At 67.8% G+C, this 23,663-nt stretch carries 21 protein-coding genes; 14 read left to right on the top strand and 7 right to left on the bottom strand.

Translation table 11 applies throughout. The annotated features are described in order from the left end of the window. The first annotated feature begins 98 nt into the window (after nucleotides 1-98). From KF707C_RS17030 to glsB, 12 genes are all read left to right on the top strand, one after another. Nucleotides 99-1,766: an AMP-binding protein gene (locus tag KF707C_RS17030; RefSeq protein WP_003456119.1), complete on the top strand. Its 1,668-nt coding sequence runs from the start codon at nucleotides 99-101 to the stop codon at nucleotides 1,764-1,766. A gap of 199 nt (nucleotides 1,767-1,965) precedes the next feature. After that, entirely contained in the window at nucleotides 1,966-2,769 is an 804-nt protein-coding gene (locus tag KF707C_RS17025) for an alpha/beta fold hydrolase (RefSeq protein WP_003456118.1), read from the top strand. After that, nucleotides 2,766-3,629 (top strand): alpha/beta fold hydrolase, encoded by an 864-nt coding sequence (locus KF707C_RS17020; protein WP_003456117.1) that lies wholly within the window; start codon nucleotides 2,766-2,768, stop codon nucleotides 3,627-3,629. Before KF707C_RS17025 ends, KF707C_RS17020 begins: the two co-directional genes overlap by 4 nt. Before the next feature lie 153 nt (nucleotides 3,630-3,782). Next, nucleotides 3,783-4,586 carry a DUF4892 domain-containing protein gene (locus KF707C_RS17015; RefSeq protein WP_003456116.1) on the top strand — a complete coding sequence of 268 codons (804 nt, stop codon included), beginning with the start codon at nucleotides 3,783-3,785 and terminating at the stop codon, nucleotides 4,584-4,586. A gap of 96 nt (nucleotides 4,587-4,682) precedes the next feature. Beyond that, nucleotides 4,683-5,765, top strand: a complete 1,083-nt coding sequence (locus KF707C_RS17010) for an AI-2E family transporter (RefSeq protein ID WP_003456115.1) — start codon at nucleotides 4,683-4,685, stop codon at nucleotides 5,763-5,765. A 273-nt stretch (nucleotides 5,766-6,038) separates the two neighbouring features. After that, nucleotides 6,039-6,128: a K(+)-transporting ATPase subunit F gene (gene kdpF, locus KF707C_RS17005; protein ID WP_036993962.1), complete on the top strand. Its 90-nt coding sequence runs from the start codon at nucleotides 6,039-6,041 to the stop codon at nucleotides 6,126-6,128. 8 nt (nucleotides 6,129-6,136) lie between these two features. Continuing rightward, the gene (kdpA, locus tag KF707C_RS17000) at nucleotides 6,137-7,837 is read left to right on the top strand and encodes a potassium-transporting ATPase subunit KdpA (RefSeq protein WP_003456110.1); all 1,701 of its coding nucleotides are present in this window, start codon (nucleotides 6,137-6,139) and stop codon (nucleotides 7,835-7,837) included. A 19-nt stretch (nucleotides 7,838-7,856) separates the two neighbouring features. Then, complete coding sequence (gene kdpB / locus KF707C_RS16995; RefSeq protein ID WP_003456108.1) at nucleotides 7,857-9,908, top strand: potassium-transporting ATPase subunit KdpB; 2,052 nt, start codon at nucleotides 7,857-7,859, stop codon at nucleotides 9,906-9,908. Between the two features lie 89 nt (nucleotides 9,909-9,997). Continuing rightward, nucleotides 9,998-10,549, top strand: a complete 552-nt coding sequence (gene kdpC, locus KF707C_RS16990; protein WP_003456106.1) for a potassium-transporting ATPase subunit KdpC — start codon at nucleotides 9,998-10,000, stop codon at nucleotides 10,547-10,549. Then, complete coding sequence (locus KF707C_RS16985) at nucleotides 10,546-13,194, top strand: sensor histidine kinase (RefSeq protein WP_003456104.1); 2,649 nt, start codon at nucleotides 10,546-10,548, stop codon at nucleotides 13,192-13,194. Before kdpC ends, KF707C_RS16985 begins: the two co-directional genes overlap by 4 nt. 60 nt (nucleotides 13,195-13,254) lie before the next feature. Further along, nucleotides 13,255-13,947: a response regulator gene (locus KF707C_RS16980; protein WP_003456103.1), complete on the top strand. Its 693-nt coding sequence runs from the start codon at nucleotides 13,255-13,257 to the stop codon at nucleotides 13,945-13,947. Between the two features lie 79 nt (nucleotides 13,948-14,026). Further along, the gene (gene glsB / locus KF707C_RS16975; RefSeq protein WP_003456101.1) at nucleotides 14,027-14,935 is read left to right on the top strand and encodes a glutaminase B; all 909 of its coding nucleotides are present in this window, start codon (nucleotides 14,027-14,029) and stop codon (nucleotides 14,933-14,935) included. 151 nt (nucleotides 14,936-15,086) lie between these two features. Here glsB and KF707C_RS16970 read toward each other — a convergent pair whose 3' ends face one another. Next, nucleotides 15,087-16,436: a hypothetical protein gene (locus KF707C_RS16970; RefSeq protein WP_003456093.1), complete on the bottom strand. Its 1,350-nt coding sequence runs from the start codon at nucleotides 16,434-16,436 to the stop codon at nucleotides 15,087-15,089. Nucleotides 16,437-16,931: 495 nt separating this feature from the next. On the opposite strand from KF707C_RS16970, the gene KF707C_RS16965 reads away from it, so the two are divergent. Next, nucleotides 16,932-17,606, top strand: a complete 675-nt coding sequence (locus KF707C_RS16965) for a phytanoyl-CoA dioxygenase family protein (RefSeq protein ID WP_003456092.1) — start codon at nucleotides 16,932-16,934, stop codon at nucleotides 17,604-17,606. A 72-nt stretch (nucleotides 17,607-17,678) separates the two neighbouring features. Here KF707C_RS16965 and KF707C_RS16960 read toward each other — a convergent pair whose 3' ends face one another. From KF707C_RS16960 to KF707C_RS16935, 6 genes are all read right to left on the bottom strand, one after another. Beyond that, nucleotides 17,679-18,140: a methyltransferase family protein gene (locus tag KF707C_RS16960; protein WP_003456090.1), complete on the bottom strand. Its 462-nt coding sequence runs from the start codon at nucleotides 18,138-18,140 to the stop codon at nucleotides 17,679-17,681. Nucleotides 18,141-18,288: 148 nt separating this feature from the next. Next, nucleotides 18,289-18,546, bottom strand: a complete 258-nt coding sequence (locus KF707C_RS16955) for a heavy-metal-associated domain-containing protein (protein ID WP_036993959.1) — start codon at nucleotides 18,544-18,546, stop codon at nucleotides 18,289-18,291. A 97-nt stretch (nucleotides 18,547-18,643) separates the two neighbouring features. Then, entirely contained in the window at nucleotides 18,644-20,932 is a 2,289-nt protein-coding gene (locus KF707C_RS16950; protein WP_394296140.1) for a heavy metal translocating P-type ATPase, read from the bottom strand. 87 nt (nucleotides 20,933-21,019) lie between these two features. Further along, the gene (locus KF707C_RS16945; RefSeq protein ID WP_036993957.1) at nucleotides 21,020-21,268 is read right to left on the bottom strand and encodes a DUF2933 domain-containing protein; all 249 of its coding nucleotides are present in this window, start codon (nucleotides 21,266-21,268) and stop codon (nucleotides 21,020-21,022) included. 74 nt (nucleotides 21,269-21,342) lie between these two features. Next, nucleotides 21,343-21,813: a hypothetical protein gene (locus tag KF707C_RS16940; RefSeq protein WP_003456085.1), complete on the bottom strand. Its 471-nt coding sequence runs from the start codon at nucleotides 21,811-21,813 to the stop codon at nucleotides 21,343-21,345. A 103-nt stretch (nucleotides 21,814-21,916) separates the two neighbouring features. Then, complete coding sequence (locus tag KF707C_RS16935) at nucleotides 21,917-22,309, bottom strand: hypothetical protein (RefSeq protein WP_036993955.1); 393 nt, start codon at nucleotides 22,307-22,309, stop codon at nucleotides 21,917-21,919. A gap of 256 nt (nucleotides 22,310-22,565) precedes the next feature. On the opposite strand from KF707C_RS16935, the gene KF707C_RS16930 reads away from it, so the two are divergent. Then, nucleotides 22,566-23,495, top strand: a complete 930-nt coding sequence (locus tag KF707C_RS16930) for a malate dehydrogenase (RefSeq protein ID WP_003456081.1) — start codon at nucleotides 22,566-22,568, stop codon at nucleotides 23,493-23,495. The last annotated feature ends 168 nt before the right edge of the window (nucleotides 23,496-23,663 follow it).

Below are 23,663 nucleotides of genomic sequence, written 5' to 3'. Positions count from 1 at the left end.
GCAACATTTCTTAACTTGCGCCTCCTCCGGGTGCGTGGAATAGTCGACCAAGCAAGTGCTTGGTTGTCCCCCACAAAAAGAACAAAGGAGGAGGCCCTGTGGCTGATGCAGTCCGTTTACCGCTCGACGTGTTCTTCGAACGCGAAGCCCGTCACCCGAACAAGCGCTATCTGGTCCAGCCCCTGGGCGGCGGCCGGATCGAGGCGCTGAGCTGGGGGGATGTCGGCGAACAAGCCCGTCGGGCCGCCAGTTGGCTGCGGGGGCGCGACCTGCCCCAGGGCAGCCGCATCGCGATCATTTCCAAGAACTGCGCCCACTGGATAGTGGCCGACCTCGCCATCTGGATGGCCGGCCACGTCTCGGTGCCCCTCTATCCCAACCTCACCGCCGACTCGGTCCGCCAGGTGCTGGAGCATTCCGAGGCCGCGCTGGTGTTCATCGGCAAGCTGGATGACTGGCCCGCCATGGCCGGTGGCATTCCCCAAGGCGTGACGAGCGTGGCGCTGCCCATCCATCCGGAAGGCCGGTTCGATTTCAGCTGGGCGGACCTGCAGGTCGCCAACCCCATCCGCGACAACCCGAAGTCCGCGCCCGACCAGCTCGCCACCATCATCTACACCTCCGGCACCACCGGGACGCCCAAGGGCGTGATGCACAACTTCGGCAACTTCGCCTTTGCTGCCAGCCACGGCGTGCAGCTGTTCAAGACCGGCGAGGAGGACCGCCTGCTGTCCTACCTGCCGCTGTGCCACGTGGCCGAGCGGATGTTCGTCGAGATGGGCTCGCTCTATGCCGGGCAGACGGTGTTCTTCGCCGAAAGCCTCGACACCTTCCTCGACGACCTGCGCCGCGCCCGGCCCACCGCCATCTTCGGCGTGCCGCGCATCTGGACCAAGTTCCAGATGGGGGTCTACTCGAAGATGCCGGCGGAGAAGCTCGACCGCCTGCTGCGGCTGCCCATCATCGGCCGCATCGTCGGCCGCAAGGTGCTCGCCGGACTCGGGCTGGATGCCGTGCGCAACGCCCTTTGCGGCGCCGCGCCGGTCCCTGAGGCCCTGCTCAACTGGTACAAGCGCCTGGGCCTGGAAGTGCTGGAGGTCTACGGCATGACCGAGAACTGCGGCTATTCCCACCTGTGCCGCAAGGGCCGTTACAAGTCCGGCTGGATAGGCCAGAACAGTCCCGGCGTGGAAGTGCGCATCAGCGAGGATGGGGAGGTGCAGGTGCGCAGCGGCGCCACCATGCAGGGCTACTACAAGGACCCCGAGAAGACCGCCGAGGTCTTCACCGATGACGGCTTCCTGCGCACCGGCGACAAGGGCGAGCAGGACGCGGAGGGCAATCTGCGACTCACCGGCCGCATCAAGGAGATCTTCAAGACCAGCAAGGGCAAGTACGTGGCGCCGGCCCCCATCGAGAACCGCCTGGCCGTGCACCCGCGCATCGAACAGGTCTGCGTCGTGGGTGACGGCCTGCCCCAGCCCATGGCCCTCTGCGTGCTGTCCGACGTGGGGCGGCAGGAAGCCGCCAACAGCGGCCGGGCCGACCTGGAACTGAGCCTGCGCAGCCTGCTGGAAGCGGTCAACGGCGACCTCGACAAGCATGAACGCCTGCGCGGACTGGTGCTGGTCAAGGAGGTCTGGGCGGTGGACAACGGTTTCCTCACGCCGACCCTGAAGATCAAGCGCAACAGGGTGGAAGACGCCTACGGCAAGCGCTTCCCCGAGTGGCTGGAGCGCCAGGAACTGGTCGTCTGGCACGACTGACATGAAGTCGGGCCGGGACAGGCGTCCCGGCGTCTGGGGTTGTGGTGGGGCCTGTGGCAGCGCGCGCGTTCGCGGCAGCTGCCGCACCGGCCTGACGCCTGGAGTTTGGCACTAGCGCCATCATCACTGGCGCTTACGGTCATTGCCGCCGCCTCGGCGCTGCCAGAAAATCCCAGCAGTTCACGACGAGTGCAAGGCCATGTCGCAGACCATCTTCTTCGCCCATGCCAACGGCTTTCCCTCGGCCACCTACGGCAAGCTGTTCGCCGCCCTGGCGCCGGACTTCCGGGTCGAGCACCTGGACCAGCACGGCCACGATCCGCGCTTCCCGGTGAACGACAACTGGGACAATCTGGTGGACGAACTCATCCACCACCTGGAGCAGCGTGACGGCCCCGTCTGGGGCCTTGGCCATTCCCTCGGAGGGGTGCTGCACTATCACGCCGCCCTGCGCCGCCCGGAGCTCTACCGGGGCGTGGTGATGCTGGACTCGCCGGTGCTGACCCTGGCCGATCGCCTGGTGATCCGCGCCGCCAAGCGCTTCGGTTTCATCGACCGCATCACCCCCGCCGGACGCACCCTGGGCCGCCGCGAAGCCTTCGACGACCACCAGCAGGCCCGCGACTACTTCGCCGGCAAGTCCCTGTTCCGCCGATTCGACCCCGACTGCCTGGACGCCTACGTGCGCCATGGCCTGGCTCCCGGCGACCAGGGGCTGCGGCTGAAGTTCGACGCGGCCACCGAAATCCGCATCTACCGCAGCGTGCCCCACCGCGCGCCGGGGCGACCGCACCAGCTGCAGGTGCCACTGGCCCTGGTACGGGGACGCCACAGCAACGTCGTGCTGCCCCATCACGCCCGGCTGGTGAAGCGGGTGCCGCAAGGGGAGTACCTGTCCCTGCCGGGCGGGCACATGTTCCCCCTCGAACGGCCCCAGGAAACCGCCGACCTGCTCAAATCCGTCATCGGCCGCTGGGACGGCCGCCAGGAGCCCCACCCATGACCGCACAGGTCGAAGAAATCCGCCTGAACCTGCCCCATATCGAACTGGCCGCCCACCTTTATGGCCCGGAGGACGGCCAGCGGGTGATCGCCCTGCACGGCTGGCTCGACAACGCCAACAGCTTCGCCCGCCTTGCACCCCTGCTACCGGGGCTGCGCATCGTCGCCCTGGACTTCGCCGGGCACGGGCTCTCCGCGCACCGCGCTCCCGGCGCCAGCTACCTGCTCTGGGACTACGTCGCCGATGTGCTGCAGGTGGCCGAGCAGCTGGGTTGGGAGCGTTTCTCCCTGCTGGGCCACTCCATGGGCGCCATCGTCTCGGTACTGCTCGCCGGCGCCATGCCCGAACGGGTGGAGCGCCTGGCCCTGATCGACGGCCTGATGCCCTACACCGGCGAGGCGGAGCAGGCGCCGGCCAAGCTGGGCGAGGCCCTGCGTGCGCAACTGGCGCTGCGCAACAAGCGCAAGCCGGTCTACGCCGATATCGACCGCGCCGTCGAAGCGCGCATGCGCAACACGGGCGCGGTCAGCCGGGAGGCGGCGGAGCTGTTGGCCGAGCGCGGCCTGATGCCGGTTCCCGGCGGCTACACCTGGCGCACCGACAACCGTCTGACCCTGCCGTCGCCCCTGCGCCTGACGCGTGCCCACGCCCAGGCCTTCGTTCACGCCGTGCAGTGCCCGACGCGCCTGGTGCTGGCGGAGCAGGGCATCCTGGCCGTCGAACCCGGATTCTCCGGCCTGCTGGAAGGCATGCCCGTCGAGGTCCATCGCCTGCCCGGCAAGCATCACCTGCATCTGGATGACGAGGCCGGTGCCCGGGCCGTAGCAGACTGTTTCAATCCCTTCTTCACGCTTCCTTGACTTGGGCTCCCCAACTGGGGAGGCTGGCGGGCTTCGCCTCTGGGCCGCCGCTCCGCCCGCCTTCCCGGCGCCAACACCGATCGCGGCGGGGCGGGACAAGCTCGGGATGCTGGTCCAGACTGCACAATTCAGGACAGAACGATAAGGAAGCGCATGCGTCTCTCCCTTCTTGCCGGCCTGCTGCTGGCGGCCTCCGCCCAGGCCGCCGACCAGCCCGATAGCCACGACCTGGCGGCACTCCCGCGTTTCCCCCATGCCGAGATCTTCGAGTTCCGCGAACGCGACGGCGAGGAACGGACCTACCCGCAAAGCGCCATCCGCCGCATCAGCAACCAGTTGCGCATGGAGCGCAAGGTGGAGGTGGAAGGCCGACAGACCGCCGTGACCTACCGCCTGCCCAGTGGTCACAGCGCCCTGGACGCCTTCGACCGGGCTCGCCAGGACCTGCTCAAGGGCGGCGCCGAGCTGCTCTACTGGTGCCAGGGGCGCGATTGCGGCTCCAGCAGCCTCTGGGCCAATACCGTATTCGGCAACGCCAGGCTCTATGGACCCGACGAGCAGCAGGCCTACCTCCTGGTGCGCCTGGCCGAGCCCAGCCAGGACAGCCTGCTGGCCCTCTATGCCATCACCCGGGGCAATCGCCGCGCCTACCTGCACGCCGAGCAACTGGACGCCAACGCCCCCCTCGGCGAGCTGTTGCCCACCCCCGATACCCTGATGCGCGAACTCAAGGCCAGCGGCGAGCTGCGCCTGGCCCGCCTGCCCGCCGAGCCGCCGGCCAACTGGGCCACCCTGCTGGCGCGCTGCCTGAACCTGGACAGCACGCTGCGCGTCAGCGTCGCCGGCGAAGGCGCCGAGGCCTGGCGCGAGGCGCTGGTGGGGCAGGGCGTGCGGGCCGCCCGGCTGGAGCTGGGCGAAAGCCGTGACCCCGGTTTGCACTTGAACCTTCTGCGCTGAGAAATACTCAGCCGCTCTCTATGCTTGTGACTGCCGGGTGCCTGACGCATCACGGCGCGCACCGCCTTTCCTTTCCCAAGCCGGAGTGATCCAGGGATGTTCAACAATGATCGCCTGCTGGTGCAGATACTGCTGCTGGCCCTGCTGGGGGCTTGTCTCTGGGTGTTGGCGCCCTTCGTTTCCGCACTGTTCTGGGCGGCGGTACTCGCCTTCGCCAGCTGGCCGCTGATGCGGCTGCTCTCCGGGGCGCTCAAGGGGCGGGAGTCCGCCGCGGCCGGGTTGCTCACCGTGGGCTGGATGGTGCTGGTGGCGCTGCCCCTGGCCTGGCTGGTGAGCAACCTCGCCGACCACGTGCGCGATGCCACCGAGTTGGTCAAGAACGTCCAGGTGGAGGGACTGCCGGCGCCGCCGGAGTGGCTGATCGAAGTGCCCCTGGTGGGCGAGCGGCTGGTGCGCGTCTGGAATTCCATCGATGCCCAGGGCGCGGCCTTCTTCGCCGGGCTCAAGCCCTACATGGGCCAGGCCGGCAACTGGATCCTGGCGCGCACGGCGCAGGTCGGCGGCGGCATGGTGGAGCTGGTGCTGAGCCTGGTGCTGGTGTTCTTCTTCTACCGGGATGGTCCGCGCATGGCGCAGTTCGTCGAGCGGGGACTGGAGCGGCTGATCGGTGAACGCGCCGAGCATTACCTCGAGCTGGTGGCCGGCACCGTGCAGCGGGTGGTCAACGGCGTCATCGGCACCGCCGCCGCCCAGGCGCTGCTGGCGCTGATCGGCTTCTGGATCGCCGGCGTACCGGGTGCCCTCGTACTGGGCATCGTCACCTTCGCCCTCAGCCTCATTCCCATGGGCCCGCCGCTGGTCTGGGCGCCCGCCACCGCCTGGCTGGCCTGGCATGGGGACTATGGCTACGCGGTGTTCCTCGGCATCTGGGGCATGTTCGTCATCAGCGGCGTGGACAACGTGCTCAAGCCCTACCTCATCAGCCGGGGCGGCAACCTGCCGCTGGTGGTAGTCCTGCTGGGCGTGTTCGGCGGCATCCTCGCCTTCGGCTTCATGGGGCTGTTCCTCGGCCCCACGCTGCTGGCGGTGGCCTACAGCCTGATCTCCGACTGGATCGGCCAGCCGCAGCCGTCCCAACCCGCCGCAGCGGCCCGGGACACGGAAGACCGGCCATCCTGAGTCCCGGTTGAACACCGCTCAATCCGGAGCCTGGATGAAATCCGGGGGTAGGGCGGCGTCCCGCTCCCGGATGGCGGCCGGGCCACCCGGTCGCGAGCGACGACGCGCCTGATCCACGCGCATCGTCATCCCGTGGGGCGCACAGCCCAGCCCCTCACCCCGCATCTTTACGCCTTCTTTATGCCCCGCTCCGGCCACTGGGCTCGTTCCTTTACGCCTCCCGTTCCGACAATGGCTCCACAGCGGCATGGACCGCATCAAGGAGCACAGGCAATGAGCATTCTCGACGGGGTGTCCCTGGTTCTCGCCACGGGGCTTTTCATCTACTTGCTGGTGGCGCTGCTGCGCGCCGAACGGGGCTAGGAGACGTCATGCAGGTTCAAGACTATGGGCTGCTACTGGCCTTTTTCGTGCTGGTGCTGGTGCCGGCGCCCTTCCTCGGCCGCTTCATCCATCAGGTGATGGAAGGCCAGCGCAATGTCCTCAGCCCGGTACTCGGCCCGCTGGAGCGCGCCTGCTACCGGCTCGGCGGCGTCGATGCGGAGCGCGAGCAAGGCTGGAAGACCTACGCGCTGGCCCTCGTGGCCTTCTCACTGGCCAGCCTGGTCACGCTGTTCGCCATCCTCATGCTGCAGGGCGTGCTGCCGCTCAACCCCGAGGGGCTGCCGGGCCTGGAGTGGACCCTGGCCTTCAACACCGCCGTCAGCTTCATGACCAACACCAACTGGCAGGCCTACAGCGGTGAAGCCAGCCTGAGTTATTTCAGCCAGATGATCGGCCTTGGTGTGCAGAACTTCGTCAGCCCCGCCGTCGGCCTGGCCGTGCTGGTGGTGTTCTGCCGGGGCATCGCCCGCCGTTCCACCGACAGCATCGGCAACTTCTGGGTCGACCTCACCCGCGCGGTGCTCTACGTGCTGCTGCCCCTGTGCCTGTTGCTGGCGCTGTTCCTGGTCTGGCAGGGCGTGCCCCAGACCTTCGCCGACTACGCCCACGCCGTGACCCTGCAGGGCGCCGACCAGAGCATCCCGCTCGGCCCGGCCGCCAGCCAGATCGCCATCAAGCAACTGGGCACCAACGGCGGCGGCTTCTTCGGCGTCAACTCGGCGCACCCCTTCGAGAACCCCAGCGCCTGGAGCAACCTGCTGGAGCTGGCGTCCATCATTCTCATCCCGGCAGCCCTGGTGTTCACCTTCGGCCACTACGTCAAGGACCTGCGCCAGAGCCGTGCGCTGCTGGCCACCATGCTGGTGCTGTTCGTCATCGGCCTGGGCGTGACCCTCTACGCCGAGTACCAGCCGAACCCGGCACTGGCCGGCCTGCCCATCGAGCAGGGCGGCTCCCTGGAAGGCAAGGAATCCCGCTTCGGCATCGCCGCCTCGGCGCTCTGGGCCGTCACCACCACCGCCGCGTCCAACGGCTCGGTGAACGCCATGCACGACAGCTTCAGCGCGCTGGGCGGCATGATCCCGATGTTCAACATGATGCTCGGAGAGATCATCTTCGGCGGCGTGGGCGCGGGCCTCTACGGCATGCTGCTGTTCGTGCTGATCGCCGTGTTCCTCGCCGGCCTGATGATCGGCCGCAGCCCGGAATACCTCGGCAAGAAGCTGGAGGCCCGTGAAGTGCGCCTGCTGGTGGCGACCCTGCTGGTGATGCCCATCGGCGTGCTGGTGTTCTGTGGCCTGGCCATCAGCCTCGACGGCCCCGCCGCGTCCATCACCAACCCCGGCGCCCACGGCTTCAGCCAGGCGCTCTACGCCTACACCTCGGGCACCGCCAACAACGGCTCGGCCTTCGCCGGCTTCGGCGCCAACACCCCGTTCCACAACCTGATGATCGGCCTGGCCATGCTCATCGGCCGCTTCGGCTACATCCTGCCGATCATGGCCATCGCCGGCAGCCTGGCCGCCAAGAAGCGCGCCCCGCTGGGGGCCAACAGTTTCCCGACCCACGGCCCGCTGTTCGTCACCCTGCTGACCCTGACCATCCTGCTGGTGGGTGGCCTGACCTTCCTCCCGGCGCTGGCCCTGGGCCCCATCGCCGAGCACCTGGCGCAGCTCCAGGGCTTCTAACGGAATTCGGAGAATCGAGATGAACGCCCCTATCCAGGCGCACAAAAGCGCCCATGTGCAATCCAGGACCACCTTCGCCGCGCTGTGGAAGCCGGCGTTGATCCAGGCCTTCGCCAAGCTGGACCCGCGCCAGCTGGTGCGCTCGCCGGTGATCCTGGTGGTCGAGCTGACCGCCGTCCTCACCACCATTCTCTGCGCCATTCCCCACCCGGCGGTGAGCACCGGGCTGGCCGTGCAGATCGCCCTCTGGCTCTGGTTCACCGTGCTCTTCGCCAACTTCGCCGAGGCCCTCGCCGAAGGCCGTGGCAAGGCCCGCGCCGACAGCCTGCGGGCCGGCAGCCAGGGCCTGACCGCGCGCCGCCGGAAGAGCGCCGGCCAGTACGAGACCGTCGCCGCCAGCGCCCTGCGCAAGGGCGATATCGTCCGGGTCGAGGCTGGCGAGCTGATCCCTGGCGATGGCGAAGTGATCGAAGGCGTCGCCGCCGTCAACGAAGCGGCCATCACCGGTGAATCGGCGCCGGTGATCCGCGAGTCCGGCGGCGACCGCTCCGCCGTCACCGGCAACACCCGCATCGTCTCCGACTGGCTGCTGGTGAAGATCACCGCCAACCCCGGCGAATCCACCCTCGACCGCATGATCGCCCTGGTGGAGGGCGCCAAGCGCCAGAAAACCCCCAATGAAGTGGCGCTGGACATCCTTCTCATCGGCCTGACGCTGATCTTCCTGCTGGTGGTGGCCACCCTGCAGCCCTTCGCCCGCTTCGCCGGTGGCGACCTGCCGCTGGTGTACCTGGTGGCGCTGCTGGTGACCCTGATCCCCACCACCATCGGCGGTCTGCTTTCGGCCATCGGCATCGCCGGCATGGACCGCCTGGTGCGCCTCAACGTCATCGCCAAATCCGGCCGTGCGGTAGAGGCCGCCGGCGACGTGCACGTGCTGCTGCTGGACAAGACCGGCACCATCACCTTCGGCAACCGCCGTTGCAGCGCGATGGTCAAGGCGCCGGGCGTCTCCGGCAAGGACCTGGCCGACGCCGCGCTGCTGGCCTCGCTGGCGGACGAGACTCCGGAAGGCAAGTCCATCATCGAGTACCTGCGTCCGCTCAACAGCCTGGAGCAGCCGGCACGCGATGCCATCACCGCCATTCCCTTCACCGCCGAAACCCGCCTCTCCGGCGCCGACTGGGCCGGCCGCAGCTTCCGCAAGGGCGCCGTGGACGCCGTATTGGCCTGGGTCGGCATGGACCGTGAAGCGATGCCGGCGCCCCTGGCCCGCGAGATCGAGAAGATCGCCCAGAGCGGTGGCACCCCGCTGCTGGTGGCCGCCGACGGCCAACTGCTCGGCGCCATCCACCTCAAGGACGTGGTCAAGCCGGGTATCCGCGAGCGCTTCGCCGAACTGCGTCAGATGGGCATCCGCACCGTGATGGTCACCGGCGACAACCCCCTCACCGCCGCCGCCATCGCCGCCGAAGCGGGCGTGGACGACGTCATCGCCGAAGCCACGCCGGAGAAGAAGCTGGCGCGCATCCGCCAGGAGCAGGGCGAAGGCAAGATGGTCGCCATGTGCGGCGACGGCGCCAACGACGCGCCGGCCCTGGCCCAGGCCGACGTGGGCCTGGCCATGAACGACGGCACCCAGGCCGCCCGCGAGGCCGCCAACCTGGTGGACCTGGACTCCGACCCCACCAAGCTGCTGGACGTGGTCCAGGTGGGCAAGGAACTGCTGGTGACCCGTGGCGCGCTGACCACCTTCTCGGTGGCCAACGACATCGCCAAGTACTTCGCCATCCTGCCCGCCCTGTTCGCCGGCATCTACCCGCAGCTGGGGCTGCTCAACGTCATGCAGCTGGCCAGTCCGCAGAGCGCCATCCTCTCGGCCATCGTGTTCAATGCGCTGATCATCATCGGCCTGGTGCCGCTGGCCCTGCGCGGCGTCCGCGTGCAGGCCACGGATGCCGCCAGCCTGCTGCGCCGCAACCTGCTGATCTACGGCCTGGGCGGCATCGTCGCGCCCTTCGTCGGCATCAAGGTGATCGACGTCCTGCTCAACGCCGTCGGCCTGGTCTGACAATTCCCCCTCTCCCGCGAGCGGGGGAGGGCCGGGGGAGAGGGCGCCGGCGCGCCCCTCCCGCTTAGATTTCCCAAGAGGAACTGCATATGCTTAGCCAACTCCGTCCAGCCCTTAGCCTCCTGGCCCTGATGACCCTGATCACCGGCGTTGCCTACCCCCTCACCGTCACCGGCGTCGCCCAGCTGGCCTTCCCCGAGCAGGCCAACGGCAGCCTGGTGCGCGACGCCAAGGGCGAAGTGCGCGGCAGCCAGCTGCTGGCGCAACCCTTCGAAGGAGCCGGCTGGTTCCAGCCACGGCCCTCCGCCGGCAACTTCGCCACCGTCGCCAGCGGTGCCAGCAACCTGGCGCCGAGCAACCCGGCCCTGGCCGAGCGCATCGACAAGGATGCCCAGCGGCTGGCCAGCGAAGGTCACGGCCCGGTGCCCATGGCGCTGGTGACCACCTCCGGCAGCGGCCTCGACCCGCACCTTCCGCCCGAGGCCGCGCGCTTCCAGATCCCCCGCATCGCCGCCGAGCGCGGGCTGCCGGCGGCGACCCTGGAACGCCTGGTGGAGCAGAACACCCAGCGCCCGCTGATCGGCCCGGCGGTGGTCAACGTGCTGGCCCTGAACACCGCCCTGAACGAGATGCCTCGATGAGTGATGCCCTGCGCGCCGACGCGCTGCTGGCCGATGTCGCCCGAACGGGCCGTGGCCGGCTGAAAGTCTTCCTCGGCGCCGCACCCGGCGTAGGCAAGACCTACGCCATGCTCCAGGCCGCCCAGGCGCAGTTGCGCCAGGGCGTCGACCTGCGCGTTGGCGTGGTGGAAACCCACGGCCGCGCGGAAACCGAGGCCCTGCTTGCCGGGCTGCCGCAACAACCGCTGCGGCGCACCGACTACCGCGGCATGCAGCTCACCGAAATGGACCTGGACGGCATCCTCGCCCGGCCACCGAAGCTGGTGCTGGTGGACGAACTGGCCCACAGCAACGCCCCCGGCAGTCGCCACGCCAAGCGCTGGCAGGACGTGCAGGAACTGCTCGAAGCAGGCATCGACGTCTACACCACCGTCAACGTCCAGCACCTGGAAGCCCTCAACGACCAGGTGCGCGACATCACCGGCGTGCAGGTCCGCGAAACCCTGCCCGACTGGGTGCTGCAGGAGGCCGACGAGATCCTCCTCATCGACCTGCCGCCCCGGGAACTGCTGGAGCGCCTGCGGGAAGGCAAGGTCTACGTGCCCGAGCAGGCCCGCGCCGCCATCGATGCCTTCTTCTCCCAGACCAACCTCACCGCCCTGCGCGAGCTGGCCATGCAGACCGCCGCCGCGCGGGTAGACGCCGACCTCAACCGGCGCTATCGCCAGCGGGGGCTGGACGCTCCCGCCGTGCGCGGCCGGCTGCTGGTGGGCATCGATGGCGACCATCAGGCCGAGCGGCTGATCCGCCATGCCAGCCTCGTCGCCCAGCGACGCCACCTGCCCTGGTCGGTGGTCCATGTGGACACCGGCGGCGCCCGTTCCGAAGACGTGCGGGCGCGCCTCCAGGCGGCCCAGCAGCTGGCCGAGCGCCTGGGCGGCGAAGTGGTCACCCTGCGGGAGGATTCGGTGGCACGGGCCCTGGTGCAGCACGCCGAGGCACGGCGGGCCAGCCTGCTGCTGGTGGGCCGCAGTCGCTTGCGCCTGCGTCGGCGGCTGTTCGGCCGGGGCCTGGCGGAACGCCTGCTGAACCTGGCACAGGGGCTGGAAATCAGTGTGCTGGATACCGAGGTCGATGCCCGGCCGCCCAGCCCCCGGGCGCGGCAGGGCGCGCGCCTGCTGGACTATGGCCTGGCGGTGGTCGCCGCCGTGGCCGCCGCCGCCCTGGCCTGGGCCCTGTCCCACATGCTGGCGCTGCCCAACATCTCCCTGGTGTTCCTCGCCGCCGTGCTGCTGGTGGCGGTGCGCAGCAGCCTGGGGCCAGCGCTGCTCTGCGCGGGCCTGACCTTCCTCGCCTACGACTTCCTCTTCATCCCGCCCACGCTCTCCCTGACCATCGCCCGCCAGGAAGACGTCCTCACCCTGCTGTTTTTCCTGCTCATGGCCGCGCTCACCGGCAACCTGGCCTCGCGCCAGCGGCGGCAGCTGGAAGCCCTGCGAGACACCCAGGTGGAGACCGGCCAGCTGCTCGACCTGTCGCGCAAGCTCACCGCCGCCACCGACCGCCAGGCGGTGCTCAACGTCGCCGCCCAGCAGTTCGGCGCCTGGAGCGACCTGGAGATCTGCCTGCTGTCCCGTGGCCGCGACGGCGTGTGGAAGGTGGAAGCGGGCGTGCAGCGCCTGCTGGTCGACCAGGAGCGCGCGGCGGCGGAATGGTCCTGGCAGCACGACCAGCCCGCCGGCCTCGGCACCGACACCCTGCCGGGCGGTCGCTGGTGGTGGCTGCCGCTGTCCGCGGAGGAGGGCCCGCTGGTGCTGCTGGGCGTCAGCCCCCGGGACGAAGCGCCGCTGCCCGCCAGCCGGCGGCGGCTGCTCGCTGCCCTCGGCCAGCCCCTGGCCCAGGCCCTGGCCCGCGCCCAGCTCGCCGAGGAACTGGAAGCGGCGCGCCTGCATGGCGAAACCGAGCAATTGCGCAGCGCCTTGCTGGCCTCGGTCTCCCACGACCTGCGCACCCCGCTCACCGCCATGCGCGGCTCCATCGACAGCCTGCTGGCGCTCGGTGAAGCCATCCCCCTGGAGGACCGCCGCGAACTGCTGGAGGGCACCCGCGACGAGGCCGAGCGCCTGGACCGCTACATCCAGAACCTGCTGGACATGACCCGCCTCGGCCACGGCGGCCTCAAGCTCGCCCGCGACTGGGTGGCGCCGGGTGACATAGTCGCCAGCGCCTTGCAACGCCTGCGTCCGGTGCTGGCGCCGCTCAACGTGGAAACCCGGGTGCCCGACGCCTTGCCGCTGCTTTACGTCCACGCCGCGCTGATCGAACAGGCCCTGGTGAACGTGCTGGAAAACGCCGCGCGCTTCTCTCCCAGCCGGGGCCGCCTGCGGGTGCTGGTGGAAGCGGATGACGAGGAACTACGCTTCGCCGTCAGCGACCAGGGGCCCGGGATCCCGCCCGAGGAGCGCGAGCGCATCTTCGACATGTTCTACACCGCCGCCCGAGGTGACCGGGGCGGGCAGGGCACCGGCCTCGGCCTCGCCATCTGCCAGGGCATGGTCGGCGCCCACGGCGGCCGCGTCAGCGTCGGCGAGGGGCTGGAAGGGCGCGGCGCCACCCTGACCCTGCACCTGCCGCTGCACCCGCAGCCCAGGCTGGAGGAAGAGTGACCTTCGTTCGCATACAGATGGACAATGCACCGAGATGACAACGGATTTGACGACCTGCCCATGACAACCAACCAACCGACCATCCTGGTCATCGATGACGAGGCGCAGATCCGCAAGTTCCTGCGCATCAGCCTCAGCGCCCAGGGCTACCGGGTGCTGGAGGGCGCCAATGGCCGCGAAGGGCTGGAGCAGGCCGCGCTGGCCCGGCCCGACCTGGTGGTGCTCGACCTGGGACTGCCGGACATGGACGGCCAGCAGGTGCTGCAAGAACTGCGGGAATGGTCGCAGGTTCCCGTGCTGGTGCTGTCCGTGCGGGCCAGCGAGGGGGAAAAGGTGCTCGCCCTGGACCGTGGCGCCAACGATTACGTGACCAAGCCCTTCGGCATCCAGGAGTTCCTCGCCCGGGTGCGGGTGCTGCTGCGCCAGGCCGGCCCCGGCGAACAGCAGGAGGCCAGCATCGCCAGCGGCCCGCTGCGCCTCGACTTCGCCTACCGCCGCGTCACCCTCGACGGCGAAGAGGTGGCCCTGACCCGCAAGGAGTACGCCGTGCTCGCCCAACTGGCGCGGCACCTCGGGCGGGTGGTGACCCAGCAGCAACTGCTCAAGGACATCTGGGGGCCGACCCACGTCGAAGACACCCACTACCTGCGCGTGGTGGTGGGGCACCTGCGGCAGAAGCTCGGGGACGACCCGGCCAACCCCCGCTTCATCGTCACCGAGGCGGGTGTCGGCTACCGACTCAAGGAGGCCTGAACGGGCTGTGTCGTGACGGTCCCGGCGGGCGTCCAGAGGACCATGGGCGCAGCAGACGCCCGCAATCGGAAGGACCAGCATGCAAGAGCTGTTGAACGACATCCTCGACGAAGTCCGGCCCCTGATCGGCCAGGGCAAGGTCGCCAGCTACATCCCCGCGCTCTCCTGTGTCGCCCCGGACCAGTTGGGCATCGCCGTCTACAGCAATGACGGCGAGCTCTACAGTGCCGGTGACGGCCGCACCCCGTTCTCCATCCAGAGCATCTCCAAGGTGTTCAGCCTGGTGCAGGCCATCCAGCACTCCGGCGAGTCCATCTGGGAGCGCCTGGGCCACGAACCCTCCGGGCAGCCCTTCAATTCCCTGGTCCAGCTGGAGTTCGAGCGGGGCGTGCCGCGCAACCCCTTCATCAACGCCGGCGCCCTGGTCATCTGCGACATCAACGAATCCCGCTTCGCCGCGCCCTGCCTCTCCATGCGCGATTTCGTCCGCCGCCTGTCGGGCAATCCCCACGTGGTGTCCGATGAAGTGGTGGCTCGCTCGGAGTACCAGCACCGCGCCCGCAACGCCGCCATGGCCTACCTGATGCAATCCTTCGGCAACTTCCACAACGACGTGGAAGCTGTGCTGCACAGCTACTTCCACCATTGCGCCCTGCGGATGAGCTGCGCCGACCTGGCCCTGGCCTTCAGCTTCCTCGCCAACGACGGCGTCAGCCCCCACGACGGCGAACGCATCCTCTCCCCGCGCCAGGCCAAGCAGCTCAACGCCATCATGGCCACCAGCGGCCTCTACGACGAAGCCGGCAACTTCGCCTACCGCGTCGGCCTGCCGGGCAAGAGCGGCGTCGGCGGCGGCATAGTCGCCGTGGTGCCGGGCCGTTTCACCGTCTGCGTCTGGTCGCCGGAACTCAACGAGGCCGGCAACTCCTTGGCCGGCATGGCCGCCCTGGAGAAACTCTCAGAGCGCATTGGCTGGTCGATCTTCTAGCCGCACCCCGCGCGGCAAGGTGCCTCTCGCAGGATGGCGCAGAGCGCAGTGAAACCCATCGAGGTGCGCAGGACGCACCTCGGGACGGCGCCCTGTCCACCGGCCAGACCAGAGCCCTCCGGGCGCGGTGTGCCCGGAGGGGAACGGCGGATCACTCCAACAACTGCTCCAGGCTCGGATCACGCATGACGCGCGGTGCGTCCTGGGGCGCGGTGTCGCTCGGCCGGGCCATCTTCAGCTTCATGCTGGCGACTTTCGCGCAGGCGTTGGAGCCGTCCGCGTAGATGCCACTCATGTCGCACTTCCACTGGTAGAAATTCACCAGGCCACCCGACATCTGCAGGCTGTAGTCGGTGCTGCGGGTGCCCGGGGTGAACGGCTGGCCGGCGGGGATGTTCTGGAACCACTTCATCCAATCCGGCGAGCCCACCGGCGGCGGATCGGCCTGGAACAGCGGGTTCATGATCGCCAGCTGCGGCGACTCGGCCGTCATGTGGCAGCTCATGCAGGCGCTGTTCGGGTTGTCCACCGGGCCGTTGAGGCGACCGTTCCAGCCCAGGTGCGTGGGCGGCAGCTCCTCGGTGTTGGCGTTGATGGCGGTCTGTTTCAGCGCGGGGTTGATCCGGGTTTCCGTCGGCTGCGGGTTGGTGAAGTCGTTGCTGGTCACCTCCGGGTCGTTGCCCCACATGATCCCCACCGGCACCAGGTTGTCCCAACCGGGTTTGCCGGTCTTCTCGCCGTTGTACTGGAAGGTGCCGAAGATCCAGCCGGTGTCGCTGATGCGTGTATCACGCACGGCGATGTCCATCTGGATCAGCGCCACGTCCCGCACCGTGCGGTTGGCCGACTGGAAGGTCTCGGTGATATAGCCCGTCCAGAGGACCGGGTTCACCAGGAAGGGCACGGTGCTGCGGTCGATGTCCGCGAACAGCGCCTTGCACACCACGGTGCCGTTGGCAAAGCTGTTGGGCTTGGAGGTGTAGCTCGGGTCCGGGCTCTGCGGGTCCTTCCACACCTGGCCGATGGTGTAGGCACCGATATCGTTGTAGATGCCCACCGCGTAGGTCTGGCCGGTGGCGACCTGGGTGCTCGCCAACTGCCTGGACTGGATCTGCGCTTCCTTGGTCATGCCGTGGATGCCCTCGCGACCCAGCGGCCCATAGTGTTGCCACGGCATGTGATACCAGTCGCGTACCTTGTTGTTCTCCACGTACCAGTCGGCTTCCACGTTGCCTTCCAGGCAGTAGTCCTTCACCGCGTCCATGTAGGCGCGCCAAGTCTCGAAGTTGTTGTCCGGCTTGGCTGGCAACTGCTTGAAGAAGGCCGGCAGCCCGTCCTTGGGAGGCGTGGCGGGGTAACTCTGGCTGAGTGTGAAGGTGGGGCCCTTGTAGCTGTCCGGCGGCGCGTAGCCATAGTCCGGGTAGGTGCCCGCCTGGGCGGCGGCAGAGAGGAGGGTGGCCGTCATGGCCAATCCGGCAAGCGTTCCTTGAGGCTGGTTCATCGATCATCTCCTTGATTGCGAAACGCCTGGCACCGTTCGGGACCTGCCCGCCCGACCAGGGCTTCCTTCTTCTTCTTGGCCCGGGGCTCGGCACTATGGCCGGGACCGGCTTCACGGTGGAACTCGGTAGGGCGTGCTGCACCTCCTTGGCGGCGCCAGACGAACGAGCAGGTTCAGGCCCCGTCGATACGCCGGGAATGAGGACTGGAGAGAGGAATCGGATCAGGAACAGGGGGACGTGGGCGGGATACCGCCTGTCGACTCCTTTCGATCGTTCGTCGTTCTTCCATGCTTACAGGTGTAGGACATATCTGCGAAAGCGCCATGCCTTTCATCCCGATCGGTGCGCACGGATTGCAGGTCCTGGCCGCCCTGGAGTCGATCCGTCCGGCTGCGCACCCGGTTCACCCAATCGACCTGCTTGTCGCTGAATCACCCACTCTTCGCCGGCCCGCTCTGCTAAAACACGTCTCTGACAGGGAAATCGAGGACGCCATGATCGAACGCCAGCAGGTCCACAGTGACGGCTATGCGCTGCTCCGCCAGGCCATACCGGCCGAGAGTCTGGATGAGCTTCGCGCCGTGTTCGATGCGGGCGTCAAGCCGTCGAGCCAATGGCCCGTGCCCCGTGGCATGGACTGGCGCCACTCGATGCTGGACCTCGATCCCGGGGTGCAGGCGGTGTGTCGCCTGCCGGCGCTGCTGGCGGTGGTGGGAGCACTCATTGGCGAGCGCTTCTTCCTCGCTCAGGTCGAAGGGCGCGAGCCGCTTGCGGGTGGCGGTCACCAGCGGCTGCACCGCGACCTGTCGGCCCAGCGCCCCGGCGACATGGCCATCGCCCTGGCGTTCCTCGACGACTATGGCCCCGACAATGGCGCCACCCGCATCGTCCCTGGCAGCCACCGGCCCGTACCGGACGAGCCGCCCTTCGACTTCAACGATGAATCCCGCTCGGTGCAGCTAGCAGGCGCTGCGGGCGACATCCTGGTGCTCGACGTCGATCTGGTTCATGGCGGCAGCCTCAACCTCCTCGGCGCTCGTCGTCGTACCCTGCTGATCAGCTACTTCGCCGAGCCGCTCTACGACTACCACCAGGAAACCGCGCACCTGCGCGGTGTGCGGATGGACGCGAGCGAGCGTTTCACACCAAACGAACTGGCGGCGTCCTGAATCCTCTACTCGGCGAGCCTCCGCCTTGACCCATGCACTCACCTGATGCGCCCTCCGGGGAGCGCCCCGTGCTTACAGCCAGCGACGCACCCGGGCGCGGTAGCAATCGAAGGCTTCGCCGAACAGCGCTTCGAGCGCCCGTTCTTCAGGAGCGATCTGGAAGCGGTTCATGTACAGCACGAAGATCAGCACGCCCAACAGGGCAAGGGGCGATGCCAGGGCCAGCGCCCAGGCTGCCAGGATGAGGGCGAAGCCCAGGTACATGGGATTGCGGCTGTACCGGTAGATGCCGGCCTCCACCAGCGAAGACGCCTGCTGTGGCTGTAGCGGATTGACCGTGGTGCGTGCGCGGCGAAACGACAGCACGCCGGCCACGCACACGGCGAGCCCCAGGAACAGTACCGGCAAGGCGGTTGCCAGCCGTCCTGCCCACACCAGCTCGAGGCGCGGCAGCCAGTTGGCCGCGAAGCCCATCAGCAGGGCGATCAGACCCGCTACCAGCAGCGGTGGAACGCGGTTCTCCAGCGCACCCATGGCGACGCCTCCCAGTGGTTATTCATCAGTGCCGGCCAATCTCGCCAGGCGCCTTCGTGTTGTCATCGCACCTGGCCGATAGTGTGGTAATCCCGCTCGAAACAGCCCCGACGCGGCCCGGCGTCGCTGGGGAAGAAGCATCCTGCATTCAGTGACAGCAGCAGGAACTGCCGCCGCAGCCCTGCGTTCCGACGTCCTCCGGGGCCTCGCGTCTGGCCGGGTAGCCTGCGTCCTGCAGGGCGGCCAGCAGCGACCGGGCATCGGCGTCGCCGCCGACGCGCACCCGGCCCGCCGCAAGGTCGACCGATACCTCGGTCACTCCGGCGACCGACGCCAACGCGGCATTCACGTGGCGAACACAGGAAGCACAGCTCACGCCTTCAACCCGCAGTTCGATACTTTTCATCCTGGCGACTCCTCAGCGAGTAAACTTCTCTACCCAAGACACCGGCTGACCCGGCGTGGGACCTGAATTCATCTTCGACCTTGCCATGGTGGCAAGGTCAAGCCTGTCGGACCTGGTCGCCGAGCGAAGCCTTGCGCAGGCGCAGCGCGTTGAAGACGACCGATGCCGAACTCACGCTCATGGCCAGCGCCGCCACCATCGGCGACAGCAGGTGCCCGGTCAGCGGGTAGAACAGCCCGGCCGCCAGCGGAATACCCATGGCGTTGTAGGCAAAGGCGAAGGCGAGGTTCTGGTGCATGTTGCGTACGGTCGCCATGGAGAGGCTGCGGGCGCGGAGAATGCCGAGCAGGTCGCCCTTGACCAGGGTGATCTGCGCGCTGTTCATCGCGACATCAGTGCCGGTACCCATGGCGATGCCGACATCGGCGCGCGCCAGGGCCGGTGCGTCGTTGATGCCGTCTCCGGCCATCGCCACCCGGCGTCCCTCCTGCTGCAGCGCGGCGACAAGGCGCTCCTTGTCCTGTGGCCTGACCTCGCCATGCACCTCCTCGATGCCGAGCTGGCGAGCCACCGCACGCGCTGTCGTCGGCCCGTCGCCGGTCGCCATGATGACCCGGACGCCTACGGCCTGAAGGCGCTCGACGGCTTGCCGGGAGGTCGGCTTGATCGGGTCGGCCACGGCCAGCAGGCCGGCTGCCGTGCCATCCACCGCCAGGTAGATGATGCTCGCCCCATCGCTGCGTAGCTGTTCGGCCCTCTCCCGCAGGGCTTCACAGGGCACGCCCGCTTCCTCCAGCAGCGCGGTATTGCCCAGCAGCAGGGTCCGTCCCTCTACGCGTCCGCGCACTCCGATCCCGGAGGCGCTCTCGAACGCCTCCACTGCGCTCAACGCCAGGCCCTCTGCGCGGGCCTGCTCCACGATGGCATGCGCCAGGGGATGCTCGCTGCCCTGGTCCAGGCTGGCGGCCAGCCGCAGCACGTCCCTGGCAGTGAATCCGGGGGCCACCTCAAGGCCCTGGAAGGACGGCCGACCTTCGGTAAGGGTGCCGGTCTTGTCGACAATCAGGGTATCGATCCGGCGCAGGTTCTCGATGGCCGCAGCATCGCGGAACAGCACTCCGCTGCCGGCAGCCTTGCCGGTAGCCACCATCACCGACATGGGGGTCGCCAGGCCAAGTGCGCAGGGGCAGGCGATGATCAGCACCGCCACCGCATTGATCAGGCCGAACACCCATCCGGGCGTCGGTCCCCAGAGGCCCCATAGGAACAGGGTCAGAATCGCGATGGCGATGACGACCAGTACGAAATAGCCGGCGATCACGTCAGCCAGTCGCTGCATGGGGGCCTTCGAGCGCTGCGCCTGCACGACCATCTGGACGATCTGCGCGAGGACGGTCGCCGAGCCGACTTTCTGTGCTTGCACCACCAGGCTGCCGTGGGTGTTGAGGGTGGCGCCTATCACGGTGTCCTCGGGCCGTTTCAGTACCGGAATGGGCTCGCCCGTCAGCATTGACTCGTCGACGGCGCTCTCACCCTGCAGGACCAGGCCGTCGACCGGAACCTTTTCGCCTGGGCGGACGCGCAGCCGGTCACCCGGGTGCACGTGACTCAGGGGGATGTCCTCTTCGCTGCCGTCGGCGTTGATCCGTCGCGCCGTTCGGGGCGCCAGGCCCAGCAGGGCCTTGATGGCGGCGGAGGTCTGCGAGCGCGCCTTGAGTTCGAGCATCTGCCCCAGCAGGGTGAGTGAAATGATGACGGCCGCAGCCTCGAAGTAGACGCCGATGCGGCCTTCCATCATGAAGTTCGCCGGGAAGGCCGCCGGTGCCAGGGTGGCCACGACGCTGTAGAGATAGGCGGCGGAAGTCCCGAGGCCGATCAGCGTCCACATGTTGGGACTGCGCTGGATCACCGAGCGCACTCCGCGAACGTAGAAGGGCCACCCAGCCCAGAGCACGACCGGACTCGCGATCACCAGTTCGACCCAGTTCTGCATGGCGCCGTGGAACAGGTTCAAGGCATGTCCGCCCATGGCCAGCAGCGTGACGATGCCGGTCAGCGGCAGGGTCCCCCAGAAGCGCCGGGAAAAGTCCCTGAGCTCGGGGTTCTCCTCCTGCTCCAGTTCCGGTAGTTCGGGCTCCAGGGTCATGCCGCACTTCGGACAGACTCCAGGCCCCGCTTGGCGGACTTCAGGGTGCATCGGGCAGGTGTACCAGGTAGCGCTCGCAACGGACGCTGGACTCACCGCGTCCGCACCTGTGCCTGTGCCTGTGCCTGTGCCATAGCGTTCCGGTTCGGCCCTGAACTTCGACAGGCACTTTTCGCTGCAGAACCGGTAGGTATTCCCGGCGTGCTGCAGTCGGTGGGGGCTGTCTGCACTGACCACCATCCCGCATACCGGGTCTTTCACCTCGACGGCCGAGGTGTCCTTCCCGGCGGGTGTGCGTGAGTGCGCAGGCTCGTGACTGTGCATGAGTCAGCCGCTCCTGCCGCCCTTGGTGGTGTCGTCGGTCTCACCATGACGGCCGTGGCCACCGCGATGATGGCCAAGCAGGTGCATCAGCGGGCACAGCAGCAAGATGGCGTAGGGCAATAACAGCGAGACATGGCCGTAATGCTCTCGGGCCAGGTAGAACAGGGCGATGACCAGCAACATGCCTGTGGCGATGCCGGGTGTGCTGCGCCAGAAGGGTGGCTGCGGGTGGGATGGATCCGACGCGTTCATGAGCTTTCTCCAGGAGCGGAGGCGGGATGTCCCGCTGCCGGCCGTTCACAAGGCCAGCAGCGGGTCTCGGCAAATCACTGTTGGGCGGGCTTCTGGGGCGGCTGCTCCGCAGGTGCCGGCATAGGCATGCCCTGCATGCCCGACTGCGGCCCCATCATGCCGGCCTGCTGGCCCATCATCTGCATCATCATCTCCATCATTTTCGAGTCCATCATTCCCATACGCCCTCCCATGCCCTGCCCGGGGCAGCCGCTCTGCATCATGCCGAGGCCGTCCTTCATCGCCTGCATGCCCTCGCGCATGGCCGCCTGGCGCTCCTCCGGGGTCTTGGCAGCAGCGATCCTGTCGTGAATGGCCTGCATCTTTTCCACTTGCTCGGCTATCGCCTTTTCCCGGGCCTGGTTCTGGGCCTCGGTCTGGACGGGGGCCGACTGGCTCGCGGCTTGCGCCGGGGCCTGGTCGGGATGATGTTCCTCGACGGCCGCGGCGAGCAGTGGACTACTGATCAGCAGTGCGGCGACGAACGATTTGATGGGCATTTGCATGGCGATCTCCGGTTGTTTCAAGGGGTGAGATGAATCGGGCAACGCCGGCGTCGAGCAGGCGCAGCAAGACGGCGTCCGAAAGTCCGGGCGCACGAATGGAGGGTCAATCGTTGAAGCGGACGAAGCTCAGACGTGCCGGTGGCCGTGGAGGCGCTGGCAGGCGAATGGCGAGTGCGCCGAAGCGCATGGGGATGACGGCTGTCAGGAAGAGGAAGGGAAGCGCAAGCAGCGCGCCCCAGAAGGCCTGTTCGAGTAGAAGATGGCTAGGCGCCGGATTGAGTGCTGACGCGCTGTCTTCGCAGAATTGCAGGCAGCCACTGGCATGAAGCTGGTGCGCCGAATCATGCAGGCTGGTCGGAATGTCCGCGTGAGCCAGCGCGAGGTCATGCACGGGATAGGACAGGCAGCCATGGCTTACCGCAACCCCGAACGCCAGCGCCCACAGCACCAGGGCCATGCGGAGCAGCGCGCGTTGATGGCTCCGGAACCAGATCATCTGCTCAGCCCGTCATGAAAATTAGCTCGACATTAGCGCCAGCAGCTCCGGGGCGCTTGATCCACGTCAACCAAATCCACTGGCCTGGCGACAGTCTAGCTGCCCGCATGGATGGCCGCTCCGGACCTGGCCGACTGCCCATCAGCGATACCTTTCGCCACCTTCGGGTGGTCGTTCTGCGTCAGCGGGCAATACTGTCCTGCAAGGGTAGACGTGCTGCGGGTGGCACGCGCCGCGGGATGGTGTGAGGTGTGAGATGAAAAAGCTATCGATCGTGGGTGTCGGAATGGTGGGTGAGGCGGCAGCCCAGATCATCGCCCGGGAAGAGCTCTGTCGTGAGTTGGTGATGATCGATGTGCAGGGTGAGCTGGCAAAGGGCAAGGCGCTGGACGTCTGGCAGGCGGCCGTTGAGTCAGGCTCCGATACCCGGGTTTGTGGCGGGGGCAATGCCGAGTTGCTGCAGGACTCCGAGCTGGTGGTGATTACGGCGGGTGTGCCCCGCAAGCCGGGCCAGTCGCGCCAGGATGTATTGAGTATCAATCTGCCAATTCTCGACAGCATCATGCGGGACATCAATCGTCATGCCCCGGCGGCGACGGTGCTGGTGGTGTCGAACCCGGTCGACGTACTGACCTATCGGGCCTGGTGCCTCAGTGAGCTGGGGCGCGACAGGGTGTTCGGGCAGGCGGGGGTGCTGGATACAGCACGCATGAAGTGTTTCATCGCCGAGGAGACAGGGTTTTCCGCTCGGGATATCTCGGCGCTGGTGCTGGGCGGGCATGGCGACAGCATGGTGCCGCTGATGCGCTACTGCACGGTCGGTTCGGTGCCGCTGTCCCACTTCCTGTCCAGCCAGCAGATAGAGCGGATCGTGGAGCGCACACGTCAGGGTGGCGGCGAGATTCTGGGATTGAAGAAGCTGGGAAGCGCCTGCGATGCCCCGGGCGTGGCCATCGCGCAGATGGTGGATGCCATCGCCAATGGGCGTAACCGCATCTTGCCGGCGGTGGCGATTCTCGAGGGCGAGTACGGGCGGACGGATATTGCGATGGGTGTCCCCTGTGTGCTGGCCGAGGAAGGGATTGTGCGGGTGATCGAGTTGCCTCTGGATGCCCAGGAGCAGGCAATGTTCGACCACTCCGCAGATCAGGTGGTGCGTGATATCGCTGAAATGAAGGCTTTGTGAGCTGGGGTGATGAGGGGGCACGAGGGAGATCGTGCCCCAGCAGGGGGGGGGTAACTGAGGTCCAGCCGCCGCGTCGAAAGGTCCCAGGCTCGCTGCGTCGAAACATATGCTTGGCATATGCTAATCTTGAGCGCTGAGGATTATTCGATTTGAAACGAGGAGGCTAAC

Origin of the sequence: Pseudomonas furukawaii, assembly GCF_002355475.1 — a bacterium.
GTDB lineage: Bacteria > Pseudomonadota > Gammaproteobacteria > Pseudomonadales > Pseudomonadaceae > Metapseudomonas > Metapseudomonas furukawaii.
Note: the sequence above shows the minus strand (reverse complement) of the source record. Positions and strands in the feature narration are given on the sequence as shown.

Excerpts from the sequence above, each read along its gene's own strand:
- KF707C_RS17025 (WP_003456118.1), top strand. The coding sequence starts at position 1,966 with ATGTCGCAGACCATCTTCTTCGCCCATGCCAACGGCTTTCCCTCGGCC.
- KF707C_RS17020 (WP_003456117.1), top strand. The coding sequence starts at position 2,766 with ATGACCGCACAGGTCGAAGAAATCCGCCTGAACCTGCCCCATATCGAA.
- KF707C_RS17015 (WP_003456116.1), top strand. The coding sequence starts at position 3,783 with ATGCGTCTCTCCCTTCTTGCCGGCCTGCTGCTGGCGGCCTCCGCCCAG.
- KF707C_RS17010 (WP_003456115.1), top strand. The coding sequence starts at position 4,683 with ATGTTCAACAATGATCGCCTGCTGGTGCAGATACTGCTGCTGGCCCTG.
- kdpF (WP_036993962.1), top strand. The coding sequence starts at position 6,039 with ATGAGCATTCTCGACGGGGTGTCCCTGGTTCTCGCCACGGGGCTTTTC.
- kdpA (WP_003456110.1), top strand. The coding sequence starts at position 6,137 with ATGCAGGTTCAAGACTATGGGCTGCTACTGGCCTTTTTCGTGCTGGTG.
- kdpB (WP_003456108.1), top strand. The coding sequence starts at position 7,857 with ATGAACGCCCCTATCCAGGCGCACAAAAGCGCCCATGTGCAATCCAGG.
- kdpC (WP_003456106.1), top strand. The coding sequence starts at position 9,998 with ATGCTTAGCCAACTCCGTCCAGCCCTTAGCCTCCTGGCCCTGATGACC.
- KF707C_RS16985 (WP_003456104.1), top strand. The coding sequence starts at position 10,546 with ATGAGTGATGCCCTGCGCGCCGACGCGCTGCTGGCCGATGTCGCCCGA.
- KF707C_RS16980 (WP_003456103.1), top strand. The coding sequence starts at position 13,255 with ATGACAACCAACCAACCGACCATCCTGGTCATCGATGACGAGGCGCAG.
- glsB (WP_003456101.1), top strand. The coding sequence starts at position 14,027 with ATGCAAGAGCTGTTGAACGACATCCTCGACGAAGTCCGGCCCCTGATC.
- KF707C_RS16970 (WP_003456093.1), bottom strand. The coding sequence starts at position 16,436 with ATGAACCAGCCTCAAGGAACGCTTGCCGGATTGGCCATGACGGCCACC.
- KF707C_RS16965 (WP_003456092.1), top strand. The coding sequence starts at position 16,932 with ATGATCGAACGCCAGCAGGTCCACAGTGACGGCTATGCGCTGCTCCGC.
- KF707C_RS16960 (WP_003456090.1), bottom strand. The coding sequence starts at position 18,140 with ATGGGTGCGCTGGAGAACCGCGTTCCACCGCTGCTGGTAGCGGGTCTG.
- KF707C_RS16955 (WP_036993959.1), bottom strand. The coding sequence starts at position 18,546 with ATGAAAAGTATCGAACTGCGGGTTGAAGGCGTGAGCTGTGCTTCCTGT.
- KF707C_RS16950 (WP_394296140.1), bottom strand. The coding sequence starts at position 20,932 with ATGGTGGTCAGTGCAGACAGCCCCCACCGACTGCAGCACGCCGGGAAT.
- KF707C_RS16945 (WP_036993957.1), bottom strand. The coding sequence starts at position 21,268 with ATGAACGCGTCGGATCCATCCCACCCGCAGCCACCCTTCTGGCGCAGC.
- KF707C_RS16940 (WP_003456085.1), bottom strand. The coding sequence starts at position 21,813 with ATGCAAATGCCCATCAAATCGTTCGTCGCCGCACTGCTGATCAGTAGT.
- KF707C_RS16935 (WP_036993955.1), bottom strand. The coding sequence starts at position 22,309 with ATGATCTGGTTCCGGAGCCATCAACGCGCGCTGCTCCGCATGGCCCTG.
- KF707C_RS16930 (WP_003456081.1), top strand. The coding sequence starts at position 22,566 with ATGAAAAAGCTATCGATCGTGGGTGTCGGAATGGTGGGTGAGGCGGCA.